Source organism: Pelosinus fermentans DSM 17108, assembly GCF_000271485.2.
Taxonomy (GTDB): Bacteria; Bacillota; Negativicutes; order DSM-13327; family DSM-13327; genus Pelosinus; species Pelosinus fermentans.
In genome coordinates this window covers 1,414,836-1,426,459 of sequence record NZ_AKVN02000001.1, presented here as the reverse complement: position 1 = coordinate 1,426,459, position 11,624 = coordinate 1,414,836, and the positions used below count along the sequence as shown (strand labels likewise).

The 11,624-nt window shown below is 38.8% G+C and carries 12 protein-coding genes; 2 read left to right on the top strand and 10 right to left on the bottom strand.

What is annotated here, in order from left to right; genetic code table 11:
• Window positions 1–162: 162 nt before the first annotated feature.
• The 3 genes from FR7_RS06295 to FR7_RS06285 form a co-directional block, all read right to left on the bottom strand.
• On the bottom strand, window positions 163–1,803 hold the full coding sequence (locus FR7_RS06295) for a putative polysaccharide biosynthesis protein (RefSeq protein WP_007931238.1): 1,641 nt from the start codon (window positions 1,801–1,803) through the stop codon (window positions 163–165).
• 55 nt (window positions 1,804–1,858) lie between these two features.
• Complete coding sequence (locus FR7_RS06290) at window positions 1,859–2,455, bottom strand: DedA family protein (RefSeq protein ID WP_007931239.1); 597 nt, start codon at window positions 2,453–2,455, stop codon at window positions 1,859–1,861.
• Window positions 2,456–2,691: 236 nt separating this feature from the next.
• The gene (locus FR7_RS06285; protein ID WP_007931240.1) at window positions 2,692–3,450 is read right to left on the bottom strand and encodes an MBL fold metallo-hydrolase; all 759 of its coding nucleotides are present in this window, start codon (window positions 3,448–3,450) and stop codon (window positions 2,692–2,694) included.
• Between the two features lie 102 nt (window positions 3,451–3,552).
• Between FR7_RS06285 and FR7_RS06280 the strand changes: the two genes are divergently transcribed.
• Window positions 3,553–3,996 carry an Lrp/AsnC family transcriptional regulator gene (locus FR7_RS06280; RefSeq protein ID WP_237715522.1) on the top strand — a complete coding sequence of 148 codons (444 nt, stop codon included), beginning with the start codon at window positions 3,553–3,555 and terminating at the stop codon, window positions 3,994–3,996.
• Window positions 3,997–4,047: 51 nt separating this feature from the next.
• Here the strand turns inward: FR7_RS06280 and FR7_RS06275 are convergent, their stop codons facing one another.
• The 3 genes from FR7_RS06275 to FR7_RS06270 all read right to left on the bottom strand — a co-directional run bounded on the left by FR7_RS06275 (window position 4,048) and on the right by FR7_RS06270 (window position 5,189).
• On the bottom strand, window positions 4,048–4,269 hold the full coding sequence (locus FR7_RS06275) for a DUF1653 domain-containing protein (protein ID WP_007931242.1): 222 nt from the start codon (window positions 4,267–4,269) through the stop codon (window positions 4,048–4,050).
• 159 nt (window positions 4,270–4,428) lie between these two features.
• Window positions 4,429–4,587 (bottom strand): hypothetical protein, encoded by a 159-nt coding sequence (locus FR7_RS23785; protein WP_007931244.1) that lies wholly within the window; start codon window positions 4,585–4,587, stop codon window positions 4,429–4,431.
• Window positions 4,587–5,189 carry an HD-GYP domain-containing protein gene (locus FR7_RS06270; RefSeq protein WP_007931246.1) on the bottom strand — a complete coding sequence of 201 codons (603 nt, stop codon included), beginning with the start codon at window positions 5,187–5,189 and terminating at the stop codon, window positions 4,587–4,589. The genes FR7_RS23785 and FR7_RS06270 overlap by 1 nt, the downstream gene beginning before the upstream one ends.
• A 167-nt stretch (window positions 5,190–5,356) precedes the next feature.
• Between FR7_RS06270 and FR7_RS06265 the strand changes: the two genes are divergently transcribed.
• On the top strand, window positions 5,357–5,914 hold the full coding sequence (locus FR7_RS06265) for a site-specific integrase (RefSeq protein WP_007931252.1): 558 nt from the start codon (window positions 5,357–5,359) through the stop codon (window positions 5,912–5,914).
• A 222-nt stretch (window positions 5,915–6,136) separates the two neighbouring features.
• Here FR7_RS06265 and FR7_RS06260 read toward each other — a convergent pair whose 3' ends face one another.
• The 4 genes from FR7_RS06260 to FR7_RS06245 form a co-directional block, all read right to left on the bottom strand.
• Window positions 6,137–7,870, bottom strand: a complete 1,734-nt coding sequence (locus tag FR7_RS06260; protein ID WP_007931276.1) for an ABC transporter ATP-binding protein/permease — start codon at window positions 7,868–7,870, stop codon at window positions 6,137–6,139.
• A 322-nt stretch (window positions 7,871–8,192) separates the two neighbouring features.
• Window positions 8,193–8,930, bottom strand: coding sequence for a zinc dependent phospholipase C family protein (locus tag FR7_RS06255; RefSeq protein ID WP_007931279.1), 738 nt, complete (start codon window positions 8,928–8,930; stop codon window positions 8,193–8,195).
• Entirely contained in the window at window positions 8,930–10,108 is a 1,179-nt protein-coding gene (locus tag FR7_RS06250; RefSeq protein ID WP_007931281.1) for an MGDG synthase family glycosyltransferase, read from the bottom strand. The genes FR7_RS06255 and FR7_RS06250 overlap by 1 nt, the downstream gene beginning before the upstream one ends.
• Before the next feature lie 301 nt (window positions 10,109–10,409).
• Window positions 10,410–11,621 (bottom strand): ABC transporter permease, encoded by a 1,212-nt coding sequence (locus FR7_RS06245; protein ID WP_007931283.1) that lies wholly within the window; start codon window positions 11,619–11,621, stop codon window positions 10,410–10,412.
• Window positions 11,622–11,624: the final 3 nt, after the last annotated feature.

Below are 11,624 nucleotides of genomic sequence, written 5' to 3'. Positions count from 1 at the left end.
TAACTCCTTCGGCCTAATCTTTATAGGAAATCGGGTGGTTTATTCGCTATAAAATTTGCTTAGTTTTTTTGATGATTTCACCAAGATTCTCTGCCAATTCTTTTAATGTTCCTGTATAGTCAGCTCTAAAATTGCTTCCTTTTGCATTAATAAGGCAATCAATTACTCCTTAAGTACTCCAAATTTACGCAATAGAGGAATTAAGCGCGATCCAATCATAGGAACTTGCTTCATATCGTTCTCACTGATACCGCCAATGACTAACAATACTCCGCCATATACCACAACGCCCAAAGCCATTGCTGTCAATGTAGCCAGGGCAAGCTGCGCAGTAGCTGCCATAATGGCATCATAACTAAAGTAAATTACGCCGCCCATAGTAACTGCTGCTATACTTGGTTTTACTAGACTTTTTAAATCAAGAGCATATCCCACATGTCGATGTACAAAATAAATATTTAAGGCTGCTGCTATTCCAATATCCGCTACCGTTGCCCAGGATGCCCCCTTAATACCAAGGTCAGGTATCGCTGTAAGTGTCCAATTCAAAATCACTTTAAAGACAGCAGCCAATCCCATATTAATCACAGGGACAGACGTTTTTCCCATCCCCTGTAATACTCCTGTCGTTACCTGATGTATGCCTAAAAGAACAATGCCGATGGATAAGATGCTAATGGAATGACTCGCCTGAGGTGCATTATACACCATTTGAGAGATGGGTTCTGCCAATATCCATAATGCAACAAAAGCAGGAATGGTAACCAGGCTTGAGACACGCATGGCGGCAGCTGTTTGCTGATAGACTCGTTTGATATTCCCTAAAGAAAAGGATTCCGATATGGCAGGCACCAAGCTAGTTGCTAAAGCAGCCGTTAAAATCGTTGATAAATTGAGTAAAGGCACCGCCATCCCTGTTAAATAACCAAATAATTCTGTGGCTTGCTCCACTGTATACCCTGCCACTTCCAGTCTGGCTGGAACAATAAATAAATCAAAATTGGCAACAATAGGCAGCATAATACTTGACAAGGATACGGGCAGAGCAAGTTTGACAAGTCGTTTTATAATACTCATGCTCGATTCCTGAGCCCTTTGGGAAACTTGTCCTGTTTCTTGCTTTTTACCTTTTTTCTGCAATTTCATATAATAATAAATAAGTACAAGAAGACCTGCAACAGCTCCAGGAGCAGCTCCCAGGCTCGCCCCTCCTGCTGCATATTCGAGGCCCTTTGGCAGTAATAAGCTGGCAAATATCAGCATGGTAATGACTCTCACCAATTGTTCTGCAATTTGCGAAACAGCTGTCGGCGTCATAATTTGGCAGCCTTGCAGATATCCTCGATAACTGGATAAAATCGTAACAAAGAAAACCGCAGGTGCTAATGCCAATAAAGAATAATACGCCCGTGGATCTCGAATGAAGCGATATTCAATTAATAAACCCGCACCAAAGTACAATAATAAACTAAAGAACAGTCCCGTTAATACTAATACAGTTAACGAAATACGAAAAACACGATTGGCACCAATAAAATCATGTAAGGCTCTTTTCTCCGCAGTAATAATGGAAATGGCTACGGGAATACCTGCTGAGGATACGCTTAAGGCCAAAAGATAGATGGGAAAAGCCATTTGATACAGCCCAATTCCCTCACCGCCCAGCACCCGTGACAGGATGATCCAGTTTAAAAAGCCAATCACTTTTACAACAATGCCACCTATTGTTAATATTAAGGTGCCCTTTAGAAAAGAATTGGAACTTCCTTTATTCTTATTGTTTTTTTCATTTTCTTCCGTCATCTTATATCCTTTGTTTCGTAATGTAATGCTTGCTATTCACACAATCCAATTATGTTCAAGCATTCTTACGTTTTTTGATTATATAATACATTATGAACACAACCAAAGCACCAGCTACAAATAAACTGGCCTCATGACCAATACTGCGTATCATTTCCCAATTCGCCCCCAGCATCATACCTGCATAAATAAGCGCAATGGTCCACGGTACAGATCCTAAGATAGTATACACTATAAATTTAATAAAATGAACCCTTGCAAAGCCTGCAGGTAAAGAAATAAAGGTACGAATCACCGGCAGCAGACGAGCCAGAAATACCGCAAGCAGTCCATAGCGGTCAAACCATTTTTGAGCCATGGCTACTTTGGCTTCGGATACAAAAATATATTTGCCATACCTTGTAATAAAAGGTGGTCCTCCGTAATAGCCGATCAAGTAAGATACAATCGATCCTGCCAGTCCACCTGCTACACCTGCTATTACAGCTGTATTGAAATCCATCCTGCCTAAAAAGACAAGATATCCGGCAAAACCAAAGATCAGTTCACTGGGAATGGGTACATTCGCACTTTCTAAAGCCATACCAATGAAAACAGCAGGGTACCCCCATATCCCAATTAAATGAATTACATATTGAAAGATAGTTTCCATAATTCCCCCAAGAAATAAATTATATCACACCTACCCCATTAATCTAGTGTGAATCTGAAAATTACTTACTATACACTACATAGAAATTTTATTCCTTTTAGAAGAATTTTGCAAACAATAGTAATAAAAAACGACAAAAAAGAAATGTCATTACAAACAATATCGAAACAACCCTTTTGCAAAAAGGAGATTGTTTCACTAACGTTCGCAATGACATTTTTAATGCATTATATTGATTATGCTGTAAAGCTGAATGTTTCACCATCTTTAGGAATGACAATCCTTTCGGCTAAACCTTCTGCTGCAGCATGTGATTTAAGTTCTTCCCGCGATAAAAGACAGTGATTCATCGCCTCCATATGAACTGCAACCACGATCGTATTCCTGTCATATTGGCAAAGGGCGGCTACATCTTGGGCCGTCATGGTAATTGGATCGCCTGTAGAAAACTGAGCTGCTCCTGCATTCACAATGGTTATATGAGGATGATAGGTCTTAAGTGTCCTCTCTACTTCAGGACAATAAATCGTATCACCAGCGATATAAAGAATCGGCTCTCCCTTAGCCTGCAAAATATAACCTGATACAGGCGACATTTTTGCACCAATTTCTCCCGTTCCATGCTGCCCTCCCGTACGAATCATTGTGATTCCTTCCCATTGGTACTCCTCATGAACAGGTATGATCTTTGAAAAACCCTCTGCTTGTAATTTTATTTCATCTTCCGGCTGGCAGAAAATCAACTTCCCCTTAGGCACTAACTGAGCAGCGGCATCATCGAAATGATCCCTATGTGTATGAGTCAAAAGTACAGCATCAATCCGCTGCAAAAAATTTTGAGGATTCATGATGGGAACAAGAGGGTTGCGCCGTTCATTTGTTGAATTGACAATAGGCGGCATAGCCTCTGCTGGACTTAACATCGGATCAACCAATAACAATCGATCATTGATTGTTAGTAATAGGGTCGCATGCCTTACTAATTGAATTTCCATATAAACTCCTGCCTTTATTTATCATTCCTATTCTTATTATGACGAATAAACACATTCTTAACAATTGTACCATGAAATAATCCATCCCATTTTACTTACACTATGAAAGGAAATGATCTGATGCTTGATCAAACCGATTGGAAAATACTACAATATCTACAAAACAACTCCCGCATGCAGTGGCAGGAAATCGGCAAAATGGTTCATTTAACAGGTCAAGCAGTAGCTGCTCGTATAAAAAGGCTGCAGGATATGGAAATCATCGAAGATTTTACAATCACAGTGAACCAGGAAAAGCTTGGCAAGCCCCTGCTGGCTTTTATTACTGTATTTATGAAATCGACAAATCATGCTGCATTTCAACAGTTTTTATCTATGCAGGAAGAAATTAAAGAAGCCTATCGAATTAGCGGCGAAGGCTGCTATTGGCTAAAAGCAGCTTTATCGAACCAGCAAGATCTCAACCATTTGCTGGATGCCATTTTGGTGTATGGTAACTATCGAATTAATCTGTCCATCCAAACAGTAAAGAAGACTAACCTATGATGGAGTAAACATCCATCATAGGTTAGTCTCACGCAGCTAGGCTATCTCATTTTACTTACTACTTGCTTGTCCAATATATGTGAATCGCTTCACTGTCTGTCCCTCAAACTCCACCATTTCGTCAAACATTGCTAAGGGGCGTATCCACCTTCCCTTTTTTCCGTATAGGGCTTGATATACCACATAATCTTCTTGTGTTTCACTATGTTTTGCAATCATAAGCACCTCATAGAAATTACCTTTAAAGTGTTGATATGTACCAGTTGTAATCATCTATATCCTCCTGCTGCCTTATCAGGCTATATATCTGCTTATTATTTTATCATAGTTGTTATGCAAGACAACTATGCCGTTTACAAAAAAAAGGCTTACAAGATCCTATGAATCTAGTAAGCTGCAGAATTTAGATTATCCTCTATATAAAGAATATGGTTACTTTGCATTTTTTGCATAACGATGAGGTTTATAATTTCGTGCGTATTCTTCTAAAAGGTTTTCTAATTGCTTGAATGCTTCTTCATCATAGTTATTGTTGTTATTTTCTTGCAACAATCTGATAAGAAACTCCACTTTTTCATGGAACTCCACCATTAGTACCCTCCTAATAAGAACATATTAACCAATACTGAATTAAAATGAGTGTCCCTGCCGCTATTAATCACTTGTAAAGCTTCTTTTTTGGTCATTGCTTTACGATAGGTTCGATCTGAAGTAAGAGCTTCATATACATCCGTAATACTTAAGATTTGTGCAATCAATGGTATTTCATCCCCAGATTTGCCGCTGGGATAACCATTTCCATCAAATTTTTCATGATGACAGCAAACAGCTTCTGCTATGTCTTGCAATGGATGTATCTGATTTAAAATTACAAAACCATATTGAGAATGCCTTTGCATAATTTCAAATTCACTCTTAGTTAATTTTTCAGGTTTGTTTAAAATTTGCCGTGGAATTTTTATTTTTCCAATATCATGAAGCAATGCAGCAACGGATATATCTTTAATCATTTGAGAGGAAAGATTGAGTCTTCTTGCAAAGCGAACAGCTATATTTGCTACATTATAAGAGTGCTTGGCAGTATCTACATCATGCTGATGAATTAAGGCTAATAGATAATTTGTTATTTCTAATCGAGTCTTACAAGGATATTGAAATATGATATCGTCATCTATAATTGAATTTTGAAGCATATCATTCCTCCTCAAAAAAGCAGCACTAGCAATGTAACATAATATACTTGTGTTACATCGATAGTGAGATAAGGAGTATCATCTGTCTCAATGCTAAAAATGTTGTTTTTGAAAATTAAAGTAACATATTGTATACTGAAAATCAGATAAGAAACATGATATAGGACGTGATCGAAATCGAATATGTAGAACCAATACGATGCAAAACACAGATCAATCAAATTAAATTTTATTTAAAGAATAAGAATTTACGAGATTACTTACTTTTTGTCTTAGGTATTAATAGCGGCTTACGCATATCGGATTTATTATTATTAACAGTAGCCGATGTAAAGGGCAAAGATCGCATCTTGCTCAGAGAGAAGAAAACAGGAAAAAGTAAGGATTTCCCTTTGTCCGATACATGTAAAAAAGCCATAGATGAATATCTTAATACGATACAAATTAGTGATGGTTGTCTATTTAAAAGCAAAAAAGGTAATTGGCCAATTACCAGGGTGCAGGCGTACCGAATTATTAATAGTGCAGCACGAGAAATCGGTATTAATGATGCGATTGGCACCCATACACTGCGTAAAACTTTTGGATATTGGGCGCACAAAAAAGGAGTAGATATCACAAAAATCCAAAAACTGCTAAATCACTCTGCACCAAATGTAACATTAGCTTATATTGGAATTACAAAAGATGAATTAGATGACGTTTATATCAATTTAAACTTATAAAAGCTAAGATCATATAAAATTTTAGCGAGAAAAATCTTAATTCCTAGAAAAAAAAGGATAATTAGAAAAAATGACGTAATATGTTTTATTATGGAATTTTCTAGTTGACGTAACACAAGTATATTGTGTTACGTTATTACTATGAATAAATGACTTCTTAAAATCGCGTAAAATGGAGGCGGAGCCTCCCTTTTGTGCGATCTTTTAATCTATTATCATTTACTATTTACGAATTTTTGTGACTACACAATTTCCCATACTATTTAACTCCATTTTTGCAGTATGATAATTCATCAGAGTGCTGCGGTGGCCCACACTTATAATGGCTGCATTTGACATGGTACTAACAATCATTTTATACATGGCTTGCTCTGTGCTCTCATCCAAAGCAGATGTAGCTTCATCCAAGAAAAGCCAATTTGGTTTTTGCAATAGCACTCTGGCAAAAGCAACCCTTTGCTGTTCTCCTAAGGAAAGAGTATGACCCCAATCAGCTACGATATGTAATTTATCTGTTAAATGGGCTAGCTTACACATGACTAGAATCTCTCGCATTACTTTATCCTTATCTTCCTTGACGATATCTGGATAGACCAGAGTTTCCCGTAAAGAACTGCAAGGCAGATACGACTTTTGAGGAACAAACATTACTTTTTGCTTATCAGGTACTATGATCTTGCCAGAAGCATAGGGCCAAATACCAGCAAAAGTACGCAATAATGTACTTTTCCCGCAGCCTGATTCTCCCATGATTAATAATTTATCAGCAGGTTTTATGGATAAGGATAAGTCTTTTAATAGAAGAGACCCATCTGGTAAGAATATCTGAAGATTGCATGCCGAATATACAGAGGACTTTTCCCGGGAAATATTTAGTTTGTATGCTCTAGGCAATTGACCGCGAACCATTTCCATACTTACTAAAAAATTATTAAGGCGATTAACGACCGCCCGCCACTGGGCAAGAAGTGTAAAACTATCAACAACAAAGGAGAATCCTGTTTGTACGTGTCGATAGGCATCTACAATCTGAAACATTTGTCCTAAATGAATCTGACTGGTAAAGTAACGGGGTGCCGCTGCAATCGAAGCAAAAATGGATGAAACTTGCGTATAGGAAGATGTTAGCCAAGTGAGTGACCTGCGAACCTTCATAATCTTTTGATAGGTAGCGACAATTTTGCCGAAACCTTGATGAAAGCTCCATTTTTCTTGCCTTTCGCCGCCATATAAAGCAATACTTTCTGCATTTTCTCTTAATCTCATTAAGCTAAAACGAAAATCAGCTTCATAACGTTGCTGGTCAAAATCTAATTTAACCAAAGGACGTCCTGTCTTAACTGTCCAATAGGTCCCCCCCATTGCATATAGCATAGCTACCCAGACCAAATAACCTTGTATAGGAATCTCATATCCAGCAACGGATAGGGTAATTATACCTGATAAATTCCACAAAATCACAATAAACGACAAAATAGTTACTAAATCTTGCAACAGGTCTAAAGAGAGCCTAAGAGTAAGCCAAACAAACATCTCGATATCTTCGCTAATACGCTGATCAGGATTATCCATATCATGTTCTTGAGAAAGCTGTAATAAATAGTAGGTTTTGTGAGCCAGCCAATCGGATAAGTATCGTTCTGTCATCCATCGCCGCCATCCGATGTGAAGCATCATTCGCGTATAAATTTGATATCCTCGTACCACAACCAAGCAGGCAGCCAATACACAATAATGGCCAATGGACTCCATAAAGCCTTGATAATTATGACTTTGTATAACCTCATAAAAATTAACTTGCCAGGTGTTGATTAAAACTAACATATATACAATTCCCAGATTCAAGGTAATAACGGTAACGAGTAATCCCCAAGCAGACCACTTTTCCTCTGAAAACCAATAGGATCTGGCAATTTTCCAGCTAGTTAATAATAAGGCAGCTTTCCCTCTCCTCATATATTTCTATCACCTCCTTATTGTATATTCACTTAGTAGTAAGGCCATAACAAAAACTTGGAATTTTGCCAGTTGCCTAGGCAGTAAATGAAGTTCTTTTGTTGCAGACGTATCTTTTTGTCATTGCGAACAGAGTGAAGCAATCTCTCAGGCAAGTAGGGGATTGCTTCGCTACGCTCCCAATGACGAATTGTTGATAATAGCAAAAAGGACGGTTATACCTAGATAGGCATAACCGTCCTTCACTTAACCTTTATACATGAAATAGAAGACTCTTGCTTCTATGTTTTTAAATAAATACTCCAGTTCCAATCGACAGCAATTAAAACGGAGTGAAAGCATCTTTAAATAATGAGTCCAGGGATGAAGCACCAAGAATTTTTTTAACTCTGGCAAAGAAATAACAAAAAAGATTTGCCGTACTTTGATTGGTCAGAGGCAATAATATCGCTGTTGCTTGTTTATATTGTTCAATTTCAGCTTCTGCATTGACATAGGAATATAATTCTAAGGCAGTTGCTGCATTTTTCACGAGAATACCACTAGGATTCGTACCATCAATCTCTACATTTTGCGTAAAAGAAAAGTTCGGCAAGTTCTTCTCCACCCATAATTCATACTTTTTGTGCCCATCAAACAGTTGGCATTTTGCATGATGAGGCACGCACATATCTTGTACCAAGTGAGCTGCAGCCCCTAAATAAAAAATGGAACTTTCGATACAACCTTGCCGTATATGTTTGATCGCCATAGAAAAAAACTGCTGATAATCACATGCCGCATTGGAAAAATGCCAAAACCCGCGGCGAGTAGTGGGATGTAGGAAATGATGGATATTTTTCCAGTTTAAATCAGCCCAGATTACGCCATTCTGAAGCTGTTGATAATATGCAGCGAGTAACATCGCCTCTTTTATAAATCCATTCTTCTGCAAAATACCTAAGGCTTGATCATTGCAATATTGATGAGTCACACAGTAAGAAGAATCAATTTGCTGCCATACTGGATGCTCCATAAAGGACATGGTTCTCAAACTTGTTGTAACTACTGCTTTTAGCATTATTGAACACCCGCTTTCTGCCAAGATTCCAGGCCAGTAAACCTTTTTCGGCGGTTTCCAACAAAACCATTTATTTTTTCAGTTATTATTCTACCAGCATTATGGGGGCTTACTTCCCTGCATTTATCTTGCATTTCTTTTAACACATTTGACTTTTCATTTAAAATGGCTGCAACCTTTATCGCAACATCATTCTCTTCTTGTACCCATAATGCAGATCCTTGGCAATGCAGATAGTTCGCATTTTCTTCTTCCTGTCCCGGTAATGGGTTAAGTAAAACCATGGGCAAATTCACGGCTAAAGCCTCACTGCAGGTCAACCCTCCAGGTTTCGTGATTAATAGATCTGCCTTCTTCATAAGGGAGTCTATGTGAGACGAAAAAGGTAATACGGTAATTTCATTATGCAATGTGGCAGCTAATACTCTTAGGTGCTGTTCTAGTTTTTCATTCTTTCCCGCCACAACTGTGATATGAACAGGCTTTGACAGTTGCTCCAGCTTGCGCAATGTTGCTTCCATGGACCCAAAACCTAAACCTCCGCCCATAACTAAAATTTGGGAAGCTTGTTTTTTTATGCTCCTGTCAGCAGGCATAAAGCTTCGGTTAACGGGGATACCGCTGGCAGTGATCTGATTCCTCTGAATACCATATTCCTGCAGATCATTTGCCATCATTTTATTTGCAACAAAATAGTGATCAACCCCGCTTGAAATCCACCAAGGATGCACTGCGAAATCGGTAATGATGCCGGCAAGAGTGAAATGGCTGCCTCTCTTATATCGCAGGGCAGAAGCCGCACCAAGAGGGAAAGGATGGGTACAGACCACGCCGTGGGGACGATACTCATCAATTAAACCGGCCATCATTTTTCGATTGGCTGCATTTATAAAATCGATTATTTTGCGAGTCTGTTGATTCTCTGTTATTCTATAAAGTCCCTTATACAAATTAGGAGCTACTTTCAAAATTCCATAATAGGACGATTTCATGAGATTCATCAGCTCGATTTGCAGTCGATTTAATGTAGGATAACGAAATTGACCAACCTGTAAGAAATCAACAATTGTTACACTGCAGGAATCAGCTGCCTGCAGCTCCTCGCCGATCGTCGAAGCTGCTTGCATATGTCCATTGCCAATTGACGCTGAAACGATGAGAATCTTTTTTGATTTCATAGTCCCACCTCTTAATAATATTTTGTATCTATATTGACAATATCATAACCATAATAAAAAAAAATTAGGATTACATTAACATTTCGTTAATATTATCCCTTGATTTTCAAAATAATACTCTTTGAACCGCGAAGAATGCTACGGTTATAATTTCTATAATACTCCAACCGCCCGTTAAAAAAATAAAACGGATTGAACCACAAAAACGCAAAGGACACAAAGGGATATTTAACTACTTTTCATACTTATAAGAAAACAGGCAGTTTCCTTATAATGAGGAAACTGCCTGTTTTCTATGACATTATTCATATCGCAAGGCTTCAATCGGATCAAGCAATGCCGCTTTGCGAGCAGGGTATATGCCAAAAAATAAACCAATGAATACGGAGAAGGCAAAGGCCGCCACAATGGCCAGACTCGAAATCACTGTTTTCCAGCCTGCGACAGATGAAATTCCATAGGATGCACCAATGCCTAGCACAATACCAAGTACTCCTCCAGTGACACTGATTACAATGGCTTCAATCAGAAATTGCAATAAAATATTTTGGTATCGCGCTCCCAGTGCTTTTCGAATGCCAATTTCCCGTGTCCTTTCCGTCACTGATACCAGCATGATATTCATAATACCAATACCGCCCACTAGGAGGGATAATCCTGCAACAACGGCTAACAAGGAAGTAATCATACTGGTAGTTTCATCGGCAGCCTCCATGATCGCTACCATATTCCGCACGGTAAAATCATCTGGAGTCGTTGCTGCTAACTTATGACGCGCCCTCAACAAAGTTGTAATATCATCCTGAACCTGATAAATCACATCCGTACCAGTTGCCTGAACGTTGATGTTTTGAATGTACGTAATCCCCATTAAACGTTCCTGTGCTGTCTTCAATGGAATGATAACCGTATCATCCTGGTTGCCTCCGGCTGATTCCCCCTTGGCTTCTAATACACCAACTACCCGAAAGGGTGCATTGTTAATTCGAATGGTTTGTCCGATTGGAGTTCCACCATTAAACAAGTTTTCTGCCACTGTCTTTCCCAGTACTGCGACTCTTGCTCGAGTTTCTACATCCTGATTCGTGAAGAAACTTCCTTCTTCTATGTTGTAATTACGTATCCCCTGAATATCAGGAGTTGTCCCCTGGATACTTGTGGTCCAGTTCTGATTGCCAAATACCACCTGATAGGAACGAGTAACTGCTGGTACTACCAGATTAATACCTGATATCTCTTGGCTTATCGCCAACGCATCCTTCTCATTCAAGGTGATGCTGGATCCTGCGGCTTGTCTGGAACCGCCAGCATTAGAGGCACCAGGTGTTACCACCAGCAAGTTACTGCCCAGTCCTGCAATAGAGGTCGCTACTTTATCTTTGACCCCCATCCCAATGGATACCATAGCAATTACTGCACCAACACCAATGATGATCCCCAGCATGGTAAGCATCGCTCGCAATTTATTTGCTTTAAGCCCCGCTAAGGCGATGGAAATACTTTCACTAAACACAAA